The 19,299-nt window shown below is 73.7% G+C and carries 19 protein-coding genes; 4 read left to right on the top strand and 15 right to left on the bottom strand.

Going from position 1 to position 19,299, the window contains the following annotated elements:
• Positions 1-87 precede the first annotated feature (87 nt).
• The 11 genes from DMH08_RS20475 to DMH08_RS20425 all read right to left on the bottom strand — a co-directional run bounded on the left by DMH08_RS20475 (position 88) and on the right by DMH08_RS20425 (position 11,270).
• Complete coding sequence (locus DMH08_RS20475) at positions 88-930, bottom strand: DUF4097 family beta strand repeat-containing protein (protein ID WP_026400962.1); 843 nt, start codon at positions 928-930, stop codon at positions 88-90.
• Positions 931-971: 41 nt separating this feature from the next.
• Positions 972-1,499, bottom strand: a complete 528-nt coding sequence (locus DMH08_RS20470; RefSeq protein WP_026400963.1) for a hypothetical protein — start codon at positions 1,497-1,499, stop codon at positions 972-974.
• Positions 1,500-1,759: 260 nt separating this feature from the next.
• Positions 1,760-2,554, bottom strand: coding sequence for an SDR family NAD(P)-dependent oxidoreductase (locus DMH08_RS20465; protein WP_026400964.1), 795 nt, complete (start codon positions 2,552-2,554; stop codon positions 1,760-1,762).
• Positions 2,551-3,012 carry a nuclear transport factor 2 family protein gene (locus DMH08_RS20460; RefSeq protein WP_125617037.1) on the bottom strand — a complete coding sequence of 154 codons (462 nt, stop codon included), beginning with the start codon at positions 3,010-3,012 and terminating at the stop codon, positions 2,551-2,553. Before DMH08_RS20460 ends, DMH08_RS20465 begins: the two co-directional genes overlap by 4 nt.
• Positions 3,009-3,887, bottom strand: a complete 879-nt coding sequence (locus DMH08_RS20455; protein ID WP_026400966.1) for an LLM class F420-dependent oxidoreductase — start codon at positions 3,885-3,887, stop codon at positions 3,009-3,011. Before DMH08_RS20455 ends, DMH08_RS20460 begins: the two co-directional genes overlap by 4 nt.
• On the bottom strand, positions 3,884-5,362 hold the full coding sequence (locus DMH08_RS20450; protein WP_026400967.1) for an FAD-dependent oxidoreductase: 1,479 nt from the start codon (positions 5,360-5,362) through the stop codon (positions 3,884-3,886). The genes DMH08_RS20455 and DMH08_RS20450 overlap by 4 nt, the downstream gene beginning before the upstream one ends.
• A gap of 4 nt (positions 5,363-5,366) precedes the next feature.
• On the bottom strand, positions 5,367-6,269 hold the full coding sequence (locus DMH08_RS20445) for a VOC family protein (protein ID WP_125617034.1): 903 nt from the start codon (positions 6,267-6,269) through the stop codon (positions 5,367-5,369).
• Positions 6,270-6,346: 77 nt separating this feature from the next.
• Positions 6,347-7,531, bottom strand: coding sequence for an acyl-CoA dehydrogenase family protein (locus tag DMH08_RS20440; RefSeq protein ID WP_125617031.1), 1,185 nt, complete (start codon positions 7,529-7,531; stop codon positions 6,347-6,349).
• Between the two features lie 44 nt (positions 7,532-7,575).
• Entirely contained in the window at positions 7,576-8,622 is a 1,047-nt protein-coding gene (locus tag DMH08_RS20435; protein WP_125617028.1) for a ferredoxin--NADP reductase, read from the bottom strand.
• 27 nt (positions 8,623-8,649) lie between these two features.
• Positions 8,650-10,362 carry an FAD-binding protein gene (locus DMH08_RS20430; protein WP_125617025.1) on the bottom strand — a complete coding sequence of 571 codons (1,713 nt, stop codon included), beginning with the start codon at positions 10,360-10,362 and terminating at the stop codon, positions 8,650-8,652.
• Complete coding sequence (locus DMH08_RS20425) at positions 10,359-11,270, bottom strand: alpha/beta fold hydrolase (RefSeq protein WP_125617022.1); 912 nt, start codon at positions 11,268-11,270, stop codon at positions 10,359-10,361. Before DMH08_RS20425 ends, DMH08_RS20430 begins: the two co-directional genes overlap by 4 nt.
• 204 nt (positions 11,271-11,474) lie before the next feature.
• Between DMH08_RS20425 and DMH08_RS20420 the strand changes: the two genes are divergently transcribed.
• Positions 11,475-12,077 (top strand): flavin reductase family protein, encoded by a 603-nt coding sequence (locus DMH08_RS20420; protein WP_026400971.1) that lies wholly within the window; start codon positions 11,475-11,477, stop codon positions 12,075-12,077.
• A 17-nt stretch (positions 12,078-12,094) separates the two neighbouring features.
• Here DMH08_RS20420 and DMH08_RS20415 read toward each other — a convergent pair whose 3' ends face one another.
• On the bottom strand, positions 12,095-13,003 hold the full coding sequence (locus tag DMH08_RS20415) for an IclR family transcriptional regulator (protein WP_026400972.1): 909 nt from the start codon (positions 13,001-13,003) through the stop codon (positions 12,095-12,097).
• Positions 13,004-13,182: 179 nt separating this feature from the next.
• Between DMH08_RS20415 and DMH08_RS20410 the strand changes: the two genes are divergently transcribed.
• Positions 13,183-14,052 (top strand): TIGR03619 family F420-dependent LLM class oxidoreductase, encoded by an 870-nt coding sequence (locus DMH08_RS20410; RefSeq protein ID WP_125617019.1) that lies wholly within the window; start codon positions 13,183-13,185, stop codon positions 14,050-14,052.
• Positions 14,049-14,543: a nuclear transport factor 2 family protein gene (locus DMH08_RS20405; RefSeq protein ID WP_026400974.1), complete on the top strand. Its 495-nt coding sequence runs from the start codon at positions 14,049-14,051 to the stop codon at positions 14,541-14,543. The genes DMH08_RS20410 and DMH08_RS20405 overlap by 4 nt, the downstream gene beginning before the upstream one ends.
• A gap of 7 nt (positions 14,544-14,550) precedes the next feature.
• Here the strand turns inward: DMH08_RS20405 and DMH08_RS20400 are convergent, their stop codons facing one another.
• The 3 genes from DMH08_RS20400 to DMH08_RS20390 form a co-directional block, all read right to left on the bottom strand.
• Positions 14,551-15,354 carry a maleylpyruvate isomerase family mycothiol-dependent enzyme gene (locus tag DMH08_RS20400; RefSeq protein ID WP_026400975.1) on the bottom strand — a complete coding sequence of 268 codons (804 nt, stop codon included), beginning with the start codon at positions 15,352-15,354 and terminating at the stop codon, positions 14,551-14,553.
• Positions 15,355-15,499: 145 nt separating this feature from the next.
• Entirely contained in the window at positions 15,500-17,548 is a 2,049-nt protein-coding gene (gene fusA, locus DMH08_RS20395) for an elongation factor G (RefSeq protein ID WP_125617016.1), read from the bottom strand.
• 130 nt (positions 17,549-17,678) lie between these two features.
• A complete protein-coding gene (locus DMH08_RS20390; protein ID WP_199747914.1) occupies positions 17,679-18,329 on the bottom strand; it encodes a GntR family transcriptional regulator in 651 nt (216 codons plus the stop codon).
• A 157-nt stretch (positions 18,330-18,486) separates the two neighbouring features.
• On the opposite strand from DMH08_RS20390, the gene DMH08_RS20385 reads away from it, so the two are divergent.
• Entirely contained in the window at positions 18,487-19,278 is a 792-nt protein-coding gene (locus tag DMH08_RS20385; protein ID WP_125617013.1) for a DUF1932 domain-containing protein, read from the top strand.
• Positions 19,279-19,299 lie beyond the last annotated feature (21 nt).

Here is a 19,299-nt window from a genome sequence, read left to right as displayed (position 1 = left end):
GGTCGCTGCCGGGCATGCGTGGCGTGGCCCTCGTCGGCGGGCGGTCGGAGGGTGGGAGGGTTCGTGCGTCCGGGGCGGTGGCGCGGGTCAGGCGCGGCGGACGAGGATGTCGGCGAAGCGGGTGCGGGCGCGGATCTCGACCATCTCGACGGCGGTGCCCGGGTCGTCGGCGGCCTCGAGTTCGCTCCGCACGTGGCCGTACTCGGAGCTCACCTCCAGCCAGGCCGCGGTGCCGTCGGGGACGCCGACCTCCACTTCGCCGAAGCCGGTCTCCAGGGTGGCGCCTCCGCTGACGGCCTCGCTGATCCGGACGCTGCCGTGCGCGGTCTTCGCGTGGACTTCCGCGCGGGAGCGGCCGATGAGGACGTCGCCGTTCGCGGTGACGAGCCGGGCTTCACCTGCCAGTTCGCCGATGGTGATGTCGCCGTTGGACGTCTTCACCGTCGCGGTGCCGTCGATCTCGCCGAGCCGGATCTTCGCCGAGGCCGACACCAGCTCGATGTGGCCGGTCGCCCGCCGGACGGAGATCTCCCCGGCGGCGGCGCGCACCTTCAGGCGTCCCGTCTCCTGCAGCCGGACGAAGCCGGCGGACGTGTCGAGGTCGGTGTCGCCGAGCCGGCCCTCGCCGCGGAAGTGTCCGCCGCTCTTGCCCTCGACCTGCGATCCGGCCGGCAGGTCGATGGTCACCTCCACCGACGGCGGGGTGCCGACGAGGGTGCGGACCGCGTAGCGGGGCGTCTTGACCGAGAGCCGTCCCGCCTCGAACTCGACGCGGGTCTCCTCGGCCGCCTGGACGTCGAACTCCCGTGCGGCGTCGCTGGGACGCACGTCCACCACGGTGTCGGCGCGGTCTCCGGCGCGGAACCGGACCAGGCCGCCCGTGGTCTCGACGGCGGCGACGATCGCGTCCGGGGTGTCGAACGTGTGCACGTGGACCCCTTCCCGCTGCCCTGTGGATCTGGTCTGCATCTTCAGCGCACCCATCCGGTGTAGTTCCGCCCGATCGGCCGTCCCTCGCCGCCGTCCCGCGGGGGGCCGCCGGGGTCGAGGGCGGCGGTCACCGCCCGGACGAGCCAGGCGTTGACCGACAGGCCCATCCGGCCCGCCGCCTCCTCGATCCGCGGTTTGAGGTGCTCCGGCAGGCGGAGCGTGACGCGCGACGTGCCGCCGGCCTCCTCCGGCTCGGCCGCCGGCGCCCGGATGCCCGCCGATACTTCGGGGACGGCGGGCGGCCGGGACGCCGCGGGCGCGGGTTCCGGAGGGGGCGTCACGACGAAGTCGGGATCGCGGCCGCGCAGCCGGACCTCGACCGAGCCGGGCGCGAGGTCCCGGGTGATCTCGTCGGCCGCGTCCGACAGGGCCTCCAGCAGGACGAGGCGGACCGCGGCCTCCAGTGGTGAGGTGAGCCGCTCCGCGAGGGCGCGGGCGTCCTCGCCTCCGGCTTCGGCCGCGACCGCGAGTTCGCGTCGAAGACCGTCGACGTACATCGCGAGATCCATGACGTCATGGTGGCGTCACGGGTGACGTCATGTCAAGTCGATTAAGGCGGTGTGGGGGTGCCCGGCGGCGAAGGGGCCTGCTGTGGTCGCCTGTTCCGCCTGTGTGGAGGCTCGGAAATGCCTGGTCAGAGGTGCCGGCGACGGCCGAAGGCGCCGGAGACTGGTGTTCTGAGCGAGAGGGGCGAGTACGGGGGCGTAGTGACGCTGAGGTGGCGTCATCCGCGACTGCACCGTGACGTCACGGGTGGCGGCTCGGGTGGTCAGGCGCGGTGGGGGCGGTTGGTCCAGCCGCGGTCGTCGGCGCGGACGAACCAGCCCGAGGCGGCCAGGGTGCCGCCGTCGACGGGGATGGTGTGGCCGGTGACGTAGCGGGCCTCGTCGGAGGCGAGGAAGGCGACGACGGCGGCGTAGTCGTCGGGACGGCCGAAGCGGGCCATGGGCACCCAGGTGTGCATGAGGTCCGGGTCGTAGCCGCGGAGCATCCAGGACGCCGGGGTCTGCTCGGTGTCGGCGAGGTCGGGGGCGATGGCGTTGACGCGGACGCCGTGGCGGCCGGCGGCGACGGCGAGGCTGCGGGTGAAGGCGGAGACGCCCGCGTTGAACGCCGAGTACACGGGGTGCTGGGGGATGCCGCGGAACGCCTCGACGGTGGAGTTGTTCACGATGGCGCCGGAGCCGTGCTCGATCATCGCGGGGAGCAGCGCGTGGGTGAGCTTGAAGACGTGCAGCAGGTTCAGCTCGTAGAGCCGCTGCCACTGCTCGGGGGTGCTCTCCTGGAAGGACGGGGCGGCGGGGCGGAAGTCGCCGACGTTGTTGACGAGGACGTCCGCGCGCCCGGCCGCGCGGACGACCGCGGCGACGGTGGCGTCCTCGACGATGTCGCCGACGACGGTGACGCAGCGGCCCCCGGCGGCCTCGATGTCGGCGCGGGTGCGGGCGGCGGCGTCGCCGTCGATGTCGTTGAGGACGACGAGGTCGCCGTCGGCGGCGAGGCGGCGGGAGACGGCGCCGCCGATGCCGAGGGCGCCGCCGGTCACCACGCTGACTCGGGTCATCGGCGTGCCTTTCGGACGGGACGGGTCTCGATCCAGTCGATCTGCAAGGAGCGGCGGGCGATGCGCCACGCGCCGTCCCGGCGCGTGTAGGCGTCGGTGTAGTGCAGGTGCCAGGCGAGGTCGGTGAGCCGGCCGTCGTGCTCGGTGATGTGGTGGGCGACGCACGTGACGTGCCCGGACGCCGTGTCCGGTTCGTCGCCCGCGTCGAACACCTCGCCCGCGAGTTCGTGGGACGTGACGGGGACCGCGCGCAGCGTCGCGAGGGCCCGGACGATCGCGTCGCGTCCGGTGTGGGTGCGGACGGGCGCGAGGTCGGCGGGCGGGTCGGGCAGGACGAGCGCGGCGGCGGGGGCGAACAGGTCCGCGAGGGCGTCGAAGTCGCGGCGGTCGGCGTGCAGCGCGTAGCGGGCGACCAGGTCGCGCAGGTCGGTCCGGTCGCCCGCCGTGAGGTGCGTCATGCGAGGCCGAGGCGTTCGGCGCAGGCCGACAGTTCGTCCTTGGCCTCGTTCAGGTCGCGCGTGGGGGTCGCGCGGAGGACGAGCCGGTCGGCGCCCTGGGCCGCGAGTCTCTCCGCCTTCTCCGGCGTGACCTTGGCCAGGCTGTGGCCGAGGGTCAACTGCAGGGCGTCGGGGTCGCGGTTCGCCTGTTCGGCTTCCTCGCGCATGAGCTTGACGAGCGCTTGCAGTTCGTCCCCTGCGACGCCCAAGGGCTGGAGGCCCTGGCCAAGGCGTCCGGCTCGGCGAGCGGCCGCCTTGCTGTGCCCGCCGATGTGGATCGGGACGTCGCCTCGGACGGGCTTCGGGTAGCTCATCGCGTTGCGGAAGCCGAAGAACTCGCCCTCGTGGGTCGCGCCTTCGGGGGCGGTGTCGGCCCAGAGCGCGCGCAGGACGGCGATCTGCTCGTCCGCGCGGCGCCCGCGGGTGTCGAAGTCGGCGCCGCAGGCTTCGATCTCCTCGCGCATCCAGCCCATGCCGACGGTGACGCGGAGCCGTCCGCCCGCGAGGGCGTCGATGGTGGCGAGGCGCTTGGCGAGGACGACCGGGTGGTGGTTCGGCAGGACGAGGACGCCCGTGGCGAGCCCGATCCGGGACGTGCGGCCCGCCAGGTACGCGAGGAGGTCCAGCGGGTCGGGGATGTCGAGGTCGTCGGCGAGTTCCATCTTCCCGGACGCGTCGTACGGGTAGACGCTGTCGTAGCGGCTGGCGACGACGGCGTGCTCGACGGCGACGATGGACTCGAACCCGCAGGCGTCCGCGTGCTCGGCGTAGGGACCGATCCAGGCGGGGTCCGCGGTGACGCCGGCGGCGACGGGCGCCAGGACGGCGTACTTCACTCGTTCTCCTCTCGTGCGGCGGCGCGCCCGGCGCGGCGGCCGAAGAAGGTGCCGTCGCCCAGGGACGTCCCGCTGATGTAGCCCTCGCCGTGCATGCCGGACGACGCGCGTCCGGCGGCGTAGAGGCCGGGTACGGGGTCGCCGGAGTTGTTGAGGACCGCGCCGTCGACGGTGGTGTGCAGGCCGCCGAGGGTGAATCCGGCGGCTCCGGTGCCCTTGCCGCCGCCGCCGTCGAAGAAGCCCGCGCGGGGGTCGATCGCGGCGAACGGGGGGCGGAGCGGCCGCAGCCACTTCGGGTCCTTGTGGAAGTAGGGGTCCTCGCCGTTCTCGGCGTGCCGGTTGTACGTCTCGACCGTGGTCTCCAGGGCCCCGGCGGGCATGCCGAGTTCCCGCTCCAGTTCGGCGAGGGTCTCGGCGGCGTGGGAGGGGCGCAGGCCCCACCGGTCGGCCTCGGGGACGCTCTCGAACCCCTCCTCGTCGATGATCGTCCAGTAGGGGCCGGGCTGGTGCCGGACGGCGTGGACGCTGTAGTGGCCGGGGTAGACGTCCTCGTTGATGAAGCGGCGGCCGAGGCCGTCCACGAGCATGCCGCGGTTCACCATGGCGGGCAGCGCGGTGAGCGCGATCTCGACGGCGGACATGCGGCGGACGGCGGCGCCCGCGGCGGTGGCCATCCGGATGCCGGAGCCGTCGTCGAGGCCGTCGCTGACCTTGCCGTGCCCGAGCAGGACGGGCGCGTGGGCGGCCAGCATCTCCTCGTTGTCGACGAACCCGCCGGTGGTGATCACGACGGCCTTCCGGGCGCGGTAGGCGACGTCCCGCCCGAAGGAGCGGGCCGTGACGCCCGCGACCCTGCCGCCGTCCATGACGAGCGCGGCGGCCTGGGTGTCGGTGTGCGTCGCGGCGCCGGCCGCGGTGGCGGCGGCGGCGAGCTTCTCCATGAGGAGGCCGCCGGCGAAGCCGGGCGCGGCCGGGCGGTGGCCGCGGGGGGCGGGCTCGGCGAGCGTGTTGTACGGCCACGCGTTCTCGCCGAGCCACATGAGCCCGTCGTCGGTCATCGGCATCCACACCGGCGACGGGTAGAGGGTCGGCTTGAACGGCACGCCGCGCTCGCGGAACCACTCGAAGTGCTCGACGCTCTCGTCGCAGTACAGCCGGAGCTTGGCGGTGTCGGCGTGCGGGCCGAGCGCCGCTTCGAGGAAGGCGTACATGGCGTCCGGCGTGTCGTCGAAGCCGCACGCCTTCTGGACGTCCGTACCGCCGCCGAGGTACAGCTCGCCGCCGGACTGCGCGGACGAGCCGCCGGGGCCGCTCGCCCGCTCCAGGACGATGACGTCCGCGCCCGCGCTCGCGGCCTCGTACGCGGCCGCGGCGCCCGCGCAGCCGAAGCCGACGACGAGGACGTCGCACTCGTGGTCGAACCCGCCGCCGACGGCGGACGCGGCGACGGGCTCGACGGAGGTTCGGCGGGTCACCCGTTCACTTCCCCTTCGGGACGAACGCGGCGAGCGGCTCGGAGCCGGACCAGTCGTGGCCCCAGTAGCTGTCGGCGGTGATCTCCTCGGCGGTGTAGTACGCCTCGTCGACGAGCATGCCTTCGCAGCCGTACTCGATGTCCCAGCCGCCGGGGGCGCGCACGTAGAACGACACCATCTTGTCGTTGGTGTGGCGGCCCAGCGTGGAGGAGATCGAGAAGCCGTTCTTCGTGACCTTGTCGAGGGCGATGCCGACGGCGTCCAGGGTGTCGGCCTCCACCATCAGGTGGACGAGCCCCGGGTCGCCGTCGTGCGGGGCGGGGCACACGGCGAGGCTGTGGTGGCGCTGGTTGACGCCCATGAACCGGACGCGCATGCGCTTGCCCGGCTCGCCGCTGCCGAAGGCGCCGCGCGGGAGGAACCCGAGGACGTCGGTGTAGAACGCGACGACCTCGTCCTGGCGGGGGGTCGGCAGGACGACGTGGCCCATGCCCTGCGGGCCGGTGACGAACTTCTGCGCGTTGCCGGTGACGACCGGCGAGTGGTCCAGGACCGGCCCGTAGAACACCTCGAGCGGGGTGCCTCCCGGGTCGGTGAACGCGATGGTGCGTTCGGCGTCCTCGCCCGGGGGCAGCTCGGTGACCTCCCGGCCGGCCTTCTCGACGGCTTCCCGGACGGCGGCGAGCGCGAACTGGTCGCGGACCTCCCAGCCGACGGCCAGGACCCGGTCGGTGTCGCCGGGCAGGACGGCGAGGCGGTGCCTGCGCTCGTCCATGCGCAGGTACAGGCCGTCCGGGTCGGGGCCGGAGCCCTCGGCGAACCCGAGCGCGTCGATCGTCAGTTCGCGCCACCGCTCGATGTGCTGCGTCTGGACCTTGAGATATCCGAGTCCACGGATGTGCGTCACTGTCCTCGATCCCTTCGAAGTCGCGGCCCGGCCGTCCGGCCGGGCGGGGTGCGGACGTGGGTCCGGAGCGGGTCCGGTCAGATCATCGAGCGCATCGGGCCCTGCGGGGGCTCGATGTCGAGGTCGGTCAGGGCGGACACGTGGTAGACCGCGCCGGGGACGTGGATGGCGTGCGCGAGGCCGACGTGGGCGTCCCGCCAGAACCGCTGGATCGGGTTGTCGGCGCGCATCGCGTTGCCGCCGGACCGGACGACGATCTCGTTCATCGCCTGCACGGCCCGCCACGCGGCGCGCACCTGGGTGCGGCGCCCGGCGGCGCGCTCGGCGAACGAGAACTCGTGCCCCGCGGCGGCCTTGTCGTACATGCGGGAGGCGTTCTCGATCAGCGCGGTGCGGGACGCCTTGATCTCCTCGGCGGCCTCGCTGATCGCGTACAGCACGTACGGGTCGTCCTTGATCTTGGTGCCGGTGATCTGGACGCGGGTGCGCTGGTAGGCGAGGTGGTGGTGCAGGGCTCCCTCGGCGATCCCGATCACGGCGGAGGTGATGCCGAGGGGGAACGCGCAGGAGAACGGCACGAGGAACGTCGGGTTGGTCAGCCCCGCCTCGCGCGGCGCCGAACCGTCGATGATCTTGTTGAACGGGATCGTCCGGTACTCGGGGACGAACGCGTCGCGGACGATGATGTCCTTGCTGCCGGTGCCCTTGAGCCCGGCGACGTCCCAGGAGTCCTCGACGATCTCGTAGTCGGAGCGGGGCAGGATCATGTGCAGGGACGACGGCGGCTGCGCGACCTTGCCGTCCTTGTCGCCGAGCATCGCGCCGAGGAAGATCCAGTCGCAGTGGTCGGTGCCGGAGGAGAACTGCCAGCGGCCGTTGAAGATGTAGCCGCCGTCCACGGGACGGGCCACGCCCATCGGCGCGTACGGGGACGCGATCCAGGTGTCGGGGTCGTCGCCCCAGATCTCCTGCTGCACCCGCGGGTCGGCCATCGCCATCTCCCACGGGTGCAGGCCGACGATGCCGGCGACCCAGCCGGTGGAGCCGTCCAGGGAGGCGATCTTCATGACCGTCTCGGCGAACTCCCGCGGGTGCGCCTCCAGCCCGCCGTGCGTCGCCGGCTGCAGCATCTTGATGACGCCGGAGTCGCGCAGCACCTTGGCGGCCTTGTCGTCCAGCTTGCCGAGCCGCTCGTTGACCGGGCCCAGCTCGCGGATCTCCTCCGCCCGTTCCATGATCGTGTCGAGGACGCGGTTCGTCATCGCCTGTCTCCCGTGGTGTCGTGCGCGGTGCCGGGGCGCCGCGGTCAGCCGTCGTAAGTGATCTTCAGCCGGTCGCCGGCCGGCCGCGCCTGGCAGGCGAGGATGAGCCCGTCGGCGAGGTCCTGCTCGTCGAGGACGGTGTTGGCGTCCATGACCGCCTCGCCCTCCAGGACGACGCAGGCGCACGCGGCGCACGAGCCCTCCCGGCACGAGAACGGGGCGTCGACCCCGGCCCGCAGCAGGACGTCGAGGAGCAGTTCGGAGCGGGGCCAGGGCAGCGTGCGGGTCTCCCCGTCGAGTTCGACCTCGATCTCGCCGGGCTCGCCCGCGCCGCCCGCGCCGTCCGCGTTCCCGCCGGACGGCGCCGGGTCGGGGGCCTCGGGGGTCTCGAACGGGTCGGCGGCGAGCGAGAAGAACCGCTCGACGTGGACCTTCATGCCGAGGCCGGAGAGCGCCGCCGCCGCGAGGTCCATGAACGCGCCGGGCCCGCACACGAACGCGTCACGCTGGGTGTGCGCGCGCGCCAGTGCGCGGAGGCCCGACTCGGTGGGGAGGCCCTGCACCGACTCCAGCCAGTGGACGACCGTGAGGCGCTCGCCGTGCTCCGCAGCGAGCTCCCGCAGTTCGTCCGCGAAGATGACGGACCGCTCGTCCCGGTTCGCGTAGACGAGGACGACCGATCCCGTGCCCCCGGCCAGGCACGACTTGAGGATCGACATCACCGGGGTGATGCCGCTGCCGCCCGCGAGGAGCAGCAGGTCCGCGTCCAGCGAGGCGGGCGTGAACGTCCCGGACGGCCGCAGCACCTCCAGGACGTCGCCCGCGGTGACGTTGTCGCAGATCCAGTTCGAGCCGAGCCCGCCCGCGACCCGCTTCACCGTGACCTTGAGCCGGTCGTCGGTGACCGGCGAGCTGCACAGCGAGTAGCAGCGCGCCGCCCACCCGTCCGGCGCGGGCACCCGGACCGTCAGGAACTGTCCGGGCTTGTACCGGAACCGGTCGCGGTCGCCCTCGGCCGGTTCCAGGACGAGCGAGTGCGCGTCGGCCGTCTCGCGGACGACCTCGACGACGCGCGCCTTGAGCCCGGTCATGGTCGCAGTCCCGTCATGCTCGCTCCGTCATGCTCGCTCCGCCTCCGCGGCGGCCGCCCCCGCCCCCGCCCCGGCCCGGCCCGCGGCGTGCCGCGCCGCGATGTAGCCGAACACGATGGACGGGCCGATGGTGGCGCCCGGGCCCGCGTACTCGTTGCCCATCACCGACGCGGACGTGTTGCCCGTCGCGTACAGGCCGCCGATCACCGAGCCGTCCGCGCGCAGGACCCTGCTGTGCTCGTCGCACACCAGCCCGCCCTTGGTGCCGAGGTCGCCGACCTCCAGCCGGAACGCGTAGTAGGGCGCGGACTCGACGACGTCCAGGTTCGGGTTCTTCAGGTTCGGGTCGCCGTAGTAGCGGTCGTAGGCGCTGTCGCCCCGGCCGAACTCCGGGTCCTTGCCCGCGCGCGCGTACTCGTTGAACTTCGCGACGGTCTCGTTCAGCGCGTCCGCCGGGACGCCGATCTGCTTCGCGAGGTCGTCGAGGGTGTCGGCCTTGAACACGATGCCCTGCTCGTAGAACGCCTTGGGGATCGGCGCGCCCGGCAGGATCTGCGCGAACGGGTAGCGCGCGCGCGTCTTGGCGTCCATGACGAACCAGCAGGGGACGTGCCCGCCCTCCAGCTGGTCGTGGACGAAGTTCACGTACGGGGACGCCTCGTTCGTGAACCGCTTGCCCTCGGCGGACACGATGACCATCCGCGGGATGGCCCGCTCGGACACCAGCGGGATCACGGCCCCGGCGGGATGCCGCACGGCGGGCATCCACCAGGCGTCGTCCATGAAGTCCAGGGCGGCGCCGAGCCGCTCGCCGAGCCGGATGCCGTCGCCGGTGTTCTCCCGCGCGCCCATCGCGAAGTCGGCGCGGCCGCCCTCCGGCAGGTACGCGTCGCGCATCTTCTGGTTGTGGTCGAACCCGCCGGTCGCCAGCAGCACGCCGCGCCGGCCGCGCAGCCGCAGCGGCGCGCCGTCGCGCTCCACGACGATGCCGGTGACCGTCCCGTCCTCGCCGGTGACCAGGTCGGTCATCGTCGTCTTCAGCCAGAGCGGGATCCCGGCGTCCTTGAGCGCCATCCGCATCCGGGCGACGAGCGCGCGCCCGCCCGTCGACATGTGCCGGCGGCGGACCAGGTTGGACGACACGCGCCACGCCGCGACCATCGACGCCCGGCGGCCCGCCCACGTCCGCTTGGCCATCGCCAGGTCGTGGTAGTCCTTCGCGGTGATCCACAGGCCCAGCGGGCCCTTCATGTTGTTCGGCCGCTGGTACTTCTCGTCCTCGCCGAGCTTGCGGGTGTCGAACGGCTTGGCCTCGATGGACCGGCCCAGCGGCCGTCCGCCCTCCAGCTCGGGGTGGTAGTCGGCGTAGCCCTTCGTCCAGAAGAACTGCATCCACTTGCTCTTGCAGATCAGCTCCATCGCGGCCGGGCCGTGGTCGACGTAGGCGTCGAGGCGGGCGGCCGGGACGCGGCCCTCGGTGAGCAGGTCGAGGTAGCGGCGGATCGACGCGCGGGTGTCGTCGTGGCCGCGCGCCCGCAGCGTCGGGTTGTTGGGGATCCAGATGCCGCCGCCGGACAGCGCGGTGCTGCCGCCGAACTTCTTGCCCTTCTCCACGATGAGGACGCTCAGGCCCTCCTCGTGCGCGGTCAGCGCCGCGGCCATCCCGCCGCCGCCGCTGCCGACGATGACGAGGTCGTACTCGTGGTCCCAGGCGCCGGACCCGTCCGCCGCCGCGCTCATGCCCGGCCCCGCTCACCGGCGGTGCGCCCGTTCGGGGCGGCCCCGCCCGCGGCGCGGGTGAGGAACGCCAGCACCGCGCTCTCCCAGGCTTCCTTCTGCTCGATCATCACCCAGTGCCCGCAGTTCGGGAAGATGTTGACCTGCACGTCCGGGATCGTCCGCATCGGCACCAGGGCCATGTCGACGGGGCTGACGCGGTCGTCGCGGCCCCACGTGATGAGGGTGCGGGTCTTCAGCTTGTGCAGCATCGCCCAGTACGGGGGCTGGTCCGACTTCGCCTGCGCCTTGAAGTTCGCGGCCATCGCGGCCTTGCCGTACATGCGCCGCGCGGCGGCCAGCGTGTCGGGGTCGGTGGCCTGCTTCCACCGCTCCTCGATGAGCTCCTCGGTCACCAGCCGCGGGTCGTAGACCATCGAGTGCAGCCACTGGACGAGCGCCTCGCGCGTGGGGTTCTCGGTGAACTCCATCAGCAGGTTGATGCCCTCGCCGGGCGACGGGCTGAAGATGCTGCGGCCGATGCCGCCGATCGTGACGAGGGCGCCCACCCGGTCCGGATTCGCGAGCGCGACGTTCGTCCCGACGATGCCGCCCATCGAGTTGCCGATGACGTCGACGCGGTCGAGGCCGAGGCCGTCCAGGAAGCGGATCACCGAGCCGCCCGCCGCCATCATCGGGTGCTGGTCGGTCGGGTCGCTCACCCCGAAGCCGGGGAACTCGAGGACGAGGCAGCGGAAGTACTTCGAGAACAGCGGCAGGTTGTCGCGGAAGTTGCGCCAGCCCGTCACGCCCGGGCCCGAGCCGTGCAGCATCAGCAGGGGCGGGCCTTCGCCGGCCTCGTGGTAGCGCAGGACGCCCTGGTCGGTGGCGAGTTCCCGCAGCGTCGCGTCGTACGTCAGCTCCGTCGGCATGGCCTCTCAGTCCTTCAGGGTGGCTTGTCCGGAACGTATGCCCGCGCGCCTCGGCGGCACCTTCCCGGATCCCGATCAGCGGGACATTCCGGCCCCCGGCCCGTCCCGCCCGAACCCCGTTCCGCTCAACGGGATCGCTCGCGCGCGGCACGCCGCGCGGCGCTTACGTTCCGAATCAGTCCCGCGACGATCCGAGGTGCACCGATGCCAGCCGAACCAGCGCTCAGCACGCCGCCGCACACCGAGCCCGCCGCCCAGCCCGCCGCCGGGCCGGACCCCGCCGACTTCCGCCGGGCGATGTCGGAGTTCGCCACCGGCGTCACCGTCGTCACCGCGATCGACGGCGGCGAACCGACCGGCTTCGCCTGCCAGTCGTTCACGTCGGTCTCCCTGGAGCCCCCGCTGGTCCTGTTCTGCGCCGACCGGCGCGGCCGGTCCTGGCCGCGGATCCGCGCCGCCGGGCGGTTCTGCGTCAACGTGCTCGGCGAGGACCAGCGCGACCTGTGCCAGCGGTTCGGGTCCAGCCGGGGCCGCAAGTTCGAGGACCTCGACTGGGACGTCTCGCCGTGGGGGACGCCCGCGCTGCGGGACGTCCTGCTCGCCGTCCACGCGGAGGTGCACGACGTGCACCGCGCCGGCGACCACGACGTGGTGATCGGCCGCGTGCTCGCGGTGGAGCGGCCCGAGGACCGCCTCGACCGTCCGATGATCTTCTTCCGGAGCCGGTTCGGCGTGGACGAGCCGGAGGACCCGGGCGCGCTCGACGCGCCGGACGCCTGGTGGGCGGGCCAGTGGGGATGGATGTGACGCCACGCCCGCCCGGGTCACATCCAGTCGCCGCGGCCGTCCACGGCCAGCAGCCGGTTCATCGTCTCGGCGGACCAGCAGTCCCGGTCGGACGACCGGTCCCCCGCGGGCTTCCGCGCGCGGGCCGTCCCCTTCCCGGCGCCGTCGTGCCGGGCGGGGGCCGAGCCGGGGAACAGCACCTGGGACGCCTCGCGGGCCGCGGTGACGACGAGCGGCGCGACGTTCTCCAGCGGCGCGCGGACGTCGCCGACCAGCGAGATGCCCGCGACCGGGCCCTCGGCGCCGCGGATCGCGGCGGCCACGCAGGCGATGCCGGGGAACGACTCGCCGCGCTCGAACGCCAGCCCGCGCCGCTGCCGGATCCGGTGCAGCTCCTGGTGCAGCGTGCCCAGCTCGCCGATCGTCCGGCTGGTCATCCGGGCGATCTCCGGGCCGAGCAGCGCGTCGACCTGCTCGGGCTCCAGCCACGCCAGCATCGCCTTGCCGAGCGCGGTGGAGTGCGCCGGGGCCCGGCCGCCGACCCGCGACGGCACGGAGGTGGCGAGCCGGCCGCCGAGCTTGTCCAGGTAGAAGACCTCGGCGCCGTCCAGCACGGCGAGGTGCGCGACCAGGCCGGTGGTGACCTGCAGCTCGTGCAGCAGCGGCGCCGCCGCCTCGCGGATCTTGCCGTGCCCGCCGTCCCGGCCGCCCAGCCCGAGCGCGCGCTGGCCGAGCCCGTACCCGTACGAGTGGTGCGACAGCCAGCGCTGGCGGACGAGCTGGTCGAGGATCCGGTGGGCCGTCGAGCGCGGCAGCCGGGTGCGGCGCGCGACGTCCTCCAAGGTCAGGCGGGCGGACGGTCCGTTGAACGCGTCGAGGATCAGGGTCATCCGCTCGACCATCGACGGCGGGGTCTCCCGCCGTCCGGGCGCCATGAGCTCGGCCATCGCACCTCCCAGGGCACAAGACTGAAATGAATTCTTGTTAAGTGGAATGTAGCAAGCGCTGGGTGGCAACGGAAGGGGTCACGTAAGACCAGGTCAGGCAATCGTGTAGAACCGGTGGCAGGCCGGAGGCCGTGACCGCCCCGGAACTAGAACTCATTCCTACCGAAGGGAGTCCCTGGATGCGCGTCGGCATCGTCACGCCCGTGGTGGCCCAGCCGCCGCCCGGGCACGCCGCCTGGGAGCGGACCGCGGGCATCGACGAGATCGCCCGGATCGCCGAGACGGCCGACCGCCTCGGCTACCACCACGTCACGTGCAGCGAGCACGTCGCCGTCCCCGCCGAGGCGGCCGAGCAGCGCGGCGGCGTCTACTGGGACCCCCTGGCCACGTTCGGCTACCTCGCCGCCCGCACCGCCCGGATCCGCCTCGCCACCCAGGTCCTGGTGCTCGGCTACCACCACCCCCTCGCCATCGCGAAGCGCTACGGCACGCTCGACGCGGTCAGCGGCGGCCGCCTCACCCTCGGCCTGGGCGTCGGCAGCCTCCAGGAGGAGTTCGAGCTGCTCGACGCGCCCTTCAGCGGACGCGGCGCGCGCGCGGACGACGCGCTGGCCGCGCTCCAGGCGTCCCTGTCCCGGCGCACGCCGGAGTACCACGGCACCCACTACGACTTCTCGGGCTTCGTGGTCGAACCGCACGCCGTCCAGGAGCACGTCCCGATCTGGATCGGCGGCCGCACCGCCCGGTCCCTCCGCCGCGCCCTGAACGCCGACGGCTGGGTCCCGTTCGGGATCGCCCTCGACGACCTCGCGAAGATGCTCGCCGACGCCGACGTCCCCGCCGGCTTCGAGGTCGTCCTCGCCCCGTCCCGCCCGCTCGACCCGGTGCGGGACCCCGGCGCCGCCGCCGCGGCCCTCGTCCGCCTGCGGGACGCGGGCGCCACCGTCGCCGGCGTCCGCCTCGTGTCCGACTCCCCCGACCACTACCGCGAGCAGCTCGCCGCCCTGCGCGAGCTCGACTGCGGCCTGACCTTCGGAGACGTCCGATGACCGCGACCGGCCCCGACGACGACCGCCTCGCCGCCCTCGAGTCCCGGCTGCGCGCCCTGGAGGACGAGCGCGAGATCACCCGGCTGATCCTGTCCTACGGGCCCCTCGTCGACAGCGGCCGCGCCCCCGAGGTCGCCGCGCTGTGGGACGACGACGGCGTCTACGACGTCGACGAACTCCTCATGACCGGCCCCGCCGAGATCGACGCGATGGTGCGGTCGAAGAACCACCGGCGCTGGATCGCGGGCGGCTGCGCCCACTTCGTCGGCCCGCCGCACGTCACCGTCGACGGCGACGAGGCCGTCGCCGTCGGCTACACGCTCATGATCGTCAACGGTCCGGACGGCTTCGTGCTGCGCCGCGCGACCGCGAACCGCTGGACGCTGCGCCGCACCCCGGCCGGTTGGCGGGCCGTCACCCGCACCAACCGCGTCCTGGACGGCCGCGAGGAGTCCCCCGCCCTCCTCACCTCCGCCTTCCCGGCCGGATAGGCGCCGGTCAGGGGGTCAGGGACATGGCGGCGAGGACGCGGGCGGCGAGGTCCTCGTCGCCCTTCGTCCCGACCGTGACGGCGTCCGCCGTGCAGCGGCCGGCGGCGAGCCGCACGTAGGTCTCGAGGTCCATGGCGAGTTCGGCGGTGAACCCGGCGGGCTCGGGGTCCGCCGGGACGGCCCGGCCGTCGGGGCCGACGGTGTACGCCGCGCGGAAGGACGGCGGGCCGGTGATCGTGAACAGGACGGACGCGCCCGGCTCGGCCTTCGCGCGGCGCGCGACGACGATCGGCAGACCGGGGCCGAGGATGCTCCACAGGCAGTGCGCGGCGGGCGCGTCGAGGTTGCCCGGACGGCCGACCGCGCGCCGCACGTCCTGCTCGTGCGTCCAGCAGTCCATCGCGCGGAACGCCATGAACCGCTTGTAGGTGCCCTCCCTGCCGTTCGGCAGGGGGATGGGCTGCTCGGGGTCGATCGTCGGGAGCTGGGCGAGGCGCCGGTCGAGGGCCTCGGCGAGTTCGGCGGCGACCTCGGGGCCCGGGACGGCGCGGCGCGCGTGCACGGCGACCTCGAGGGCCTTGCCGAAGTCGTTGCGGAGGTGGTCGAACGCGGGCACGGCGACGTCCGGCTCGGGGTCGCCCAGCAGGGACCGCTCGATGCCGACGAGGTGGGAGAACTGGTCCTTGACCGTCCACCCCGGGCATTCGGTCGGACGGTCCCAGTCGGCGGCGTCGAGCGTCGCGGCGAGCTCGAGGGACGACCGCACGGTCTGCTCCCAGGCCGCCGTGTTGGTCCGCATTTCCTCGTCCATCCGGACTCCTCCCGTGATGCGACTTCGCGGTCACACTACGGGACCCGTCGGACGGCGGACCGCACGCCCCCGCCGCCCCCGAGACCGCACGAGGGGCGCGGGGGAAGCACCCCCGCACCCCTCGGCCGTCAGACCGGGTCGGCCGTCAGACGAGGTCGGCCGCGATGTGCGCCGGGACCTCGGCGTACGAGTCGAACTCCATCGCGAACACCGCGCGGCCGGACGTCATGCCGCGCAGGTCGCCGACGTACCCGAACGTCTCCGCCAGCGGCACCAGGGCGCGGACGACCCGGGCGCCGCCGCGCTCGCCGGTGCCCTCGACGCGGCCGCGGCGGGCGTTGAGGTCGCCGATGACCGCGCCCATGTGCTCCTCCGGGGTGGTGACCTCGACGGACATCACCGGTTCGAGCAGGACGGGCGCCGCCCGCCGGACCGCCGCCGCGAACGCGTGCGCGGCGGCCGTCCTGAACGCCGCCTCGGACGAGTCGGTGACGTGGAAGTCTCCGTCGAGGAGCGTGACGCGCACGCCCGTCAGCTCGTGGCCCGCGAGGACGCCCGCGCCCATCGCCTCCTGGCAGCCCGCGTCCACCGACGGGACGAACTCCTTCGGGACGCGGCCGCCGGTGACGCGGTTGACGAACTCGTAGCCGTCCGCGATCGGCTCGACGGAGATCTTCACCTTCGCGTACTGGCCCCTCCCTCCCGTCTGCTTGCGGTGCAGGTACTCGACGTCCGCGACCGGGCGCCGGATGGTCTCGCGGTAGGCGACGCGGGGCCGTCCGACGGCGGCCTCGACGCCGAACTCCTCCTTCATCCGGTCGACGAGGATCTCCAGGTGGAGCTCCCCCATCCCGCCGATCACGGTCTGGCCGGTCTCGGCGTCGGCGCGCACGCGGAAGGACGGGTCCTCCTCGGCGAGCCGCCGGACGGCGGCGCCGAGCCGGTCGGTGTCGGCGGACGAGCGGGGCTCGATCGCGACCTCGATGACCGGTTCGGGGACGTCCATGGACTCCAGGACGACCGGGTGCGCCTCGGCGCACAGGGTCTCGCCGGTCGTGGTCTGCTTGAGCCCCATGACCGCGACGATGTCGCCCGCCCCGGCGGCGCCGATCTCGCGGCGCTCGGCCGCGTGCACCCGGTACACCTTGCCGATCCGCTCCCGGCGGCCCTTGACGCTGTTCAGCACCGCGGCGCCGGACTCGAGCCGGCCGGAGTAGACGCGGACGTACGCGAGCCGCCCGAGGTGCCGGTCGCTCGTGATCTTGAAGACGAGCGCGGCCAGCGGGGCCTCGTCGGAGACGTCGCCCGCGCCCCCGCCCGCGACCCCGCCCGCGTCTAGTGGGGACGGCAGGTACCGGACGATCGCGTCCAGCAGCGGCTGCACGCCCTTGTTCTTGAACGCGCTGCCGCAGAGGACGGGCGTCACGGTCACGTCGTCCCTCCGGATCGTCAGCCGGCGGATCGCGGCGTGGATCTGCTCGTGGGTGGGTTCGCCCTCCAGGCACTGCTCAAGGAACGGGTCGTCGTGCTCGGCGATCGTGTCGACGAGCCGGGCGCGCCACGCGCGCGCCTCGTCGGCGAGGTCGTCCGGGACCCGGGTGACCTCGTACGCCTCGTCCGTCCACACGTGGGCGCGGAACCCGACCAGGTCGACGACGCCGGCGAACCCGGCCTCGGCGCCGATGGGCAGCTGCAGGACGAGCGGGACGGCGCCGAGCCGGTCGGCGATCATGCCCGTGCAGCGGGCGAGGTCGGCGCCCGCGCGGTCGAGCTTGTTGACGAAGCAGACGCGCGGCACGCGGTACCGGTCGGCCTGCCGCCACACGGTCTCCGACTGCGGTTCGACCCCGGCGACGCCGTCGAACACGGTGACGGCCCCGTCGAGCACGCGCAGGCACCGCTCGACCTCGATCATGAAGTCGACGTGGCCGGGCGTGTCGATGAGGTTGACGGTGTGGTCGGCGCCGTCCACGGACCAGTGGAAGGTCGTGGCGGCGGAGCCGATGGTGATGCCGCGCTCGCGTTCCTGTTTCAGGAAGTCGAGGGCGGCGGCGCCGTGGTGCACCTCGCCGATGCGGTGCGAGACGCCGGTGTAGAACAGGATGCGCTCGGCGGTCGTGGTCTTCCCGGCGTCGATGTGGGCCATGATCCCGATGTTCCGAACACCGGCCGCACCCAGGAACGTTGTGGTCATCGAAATCTGCCCTCCTCCGGGTCTCGGGAACGACGACCTGCCGCGCATGCGGATACGCCGCATCGCGGCCCCGTGACCGTAACCGCGCGGAGGAAGGGAAGGCGAAGGGTTTTCCGGGCGTCCGGACCCGTCAGCGGTTCTCTTCGGGCAGCACCTTCGGGAGGGTTTCGAGGACGCTCTCCAGGTGGGCGCGCGCGGCCCGTTCGGCGACGGCCGGGTCGCGGGCGGCGATGGCCTCGATGATGGCGAGGTGCTCGGGCAGGGACGTCTGCGGGCGCCCGGGGTGCAGCGCGAGCCGGAACTGGTGCCGGACGTTCTGCGCGCGGAGCCGCTCGAGGACGTCCGAGGCGGTGCCCTGCCCGCTGATCCCGCGGACGCGCGCGTGCAGCCGCTGGTTCAGGCCCGAGTAGCCGAACACGTCGCCGGACGCGACGGCGGCCCGCATGCCCTCGCCGATCTCGCGCAGTTCGGCGATGTCGGCGTCGGTGGCGCGCTCGGCGGCCTTGGCGGCGCACAGCCCCTCGAGCACCATCCGCACCTCGGTGATCTCGATGGCCTCGGCGAGGGACACCGCGCGGACGCGGGCGCCGCGGTTCTGGACGCGCTCGATGAGGCCCTCGTTGGCCAGTTCGAGCAGCGCGGCGCGCACGGCGGCGCGTCCGGCCCCGAAGCGGTCGGACAGGTCGGCCTCGATGAGCCGCTGGTTCGGGACGAACTCGCCGGCGAGGATCGCCTCCCGGATGCGGGCGGCCACCGGGGCGGGCGGGCGGGACTCCGGCACAGGCCCTCCAGGATTGTCGCCAATTTTGTTGATGACTTAGCCTATCCGGACATGAGCCCGCTGCGCCCCGGCCGGGAACGCGCGGCACGCGGCGAGCACGCGGCGAGCACGGGCGGCCCACGAGCGGCCCGCGAGGGAACACGAGGGAAGAGGTCACATGTCCGGCGAGCCCATCATCACGGTTCTGGGCCTCGGCGAGGCCGGCGGCGCGTTCGCCCGCGACCTGGTCGCGGCGGGCGCGCGGGTCCGCGGCTACGACCCGGCCGTGCCCGCGCCGGACGGCGTGGCCGGTGCGGCGGGCGAGGCGGAGGCCGCGGCGGGGGCGGCGCTGGTGCTGAGCGTCAACAGCGCCCACGACGCCGTGGACGCGTTCCGCAACGCGGCCGCCGGGCTCGCGGACGGCGCGGTCTGGGCCGACCTGAACACCGGCCCGCCGAGCCTGAAGCGGGAGCTGGACGGTCTCGCGGCGGCGCGCGGCGTCCGGTTCGCGGACGTGGCGGTCATGGCGCCGGTGCCCGGCCGCGGCCTGCGCACCCCCATGCTGGCCTGCGGGGACGCGGCCGGAGACGTCGCGGCGCTGCTCGGGCCGCTCGGCGCGGCGGTGGAGGTGCTGGCCGGGGAGTCGGGTCCGGCGCCGGCCGGCGCCGCGGCCGGGCGCAAGCTGCTGCGCAGCGTGTTCTTCAAGGGCCTGGCGGCGTCGGTCGTGGAGGCGCTGGAGGCGGCGCGGGCCGCCGGGTGCGCGGACTGGCTGCGCGGCAACATCGTCGAGGAGCTGGTCCGCGCCGGCGAGCCGACCGTGGACCGGCTCGTCGACGGGACGCACCGGCACGCCGTCCGGCGGGCCGCCGAGATGCGCGCGGCGGCGGACATGCTGGACGAGCTGGGGGTGCCGAACGCGATGGCCGCGGCGAGCCGCGACCTGCTGGAGCGGCTGGCCGCGGCGCGGTGACGCCGGGCGCGGGGACGACCC

The sequence above is a fragment of the Actinomadura sp. WAC 06369 genome (genome assembly GCF_003947565.1).
Classification (GTDB): Bacteria; Actinomycetota; Actinomycetes; order Streptosporangiales; family Streptosporangiaceae; genus Spirillospora; species Spirillospora rifamycini.
This window is presented reverse-complemented; position numbering and strand designations above follow the sequence as displayed.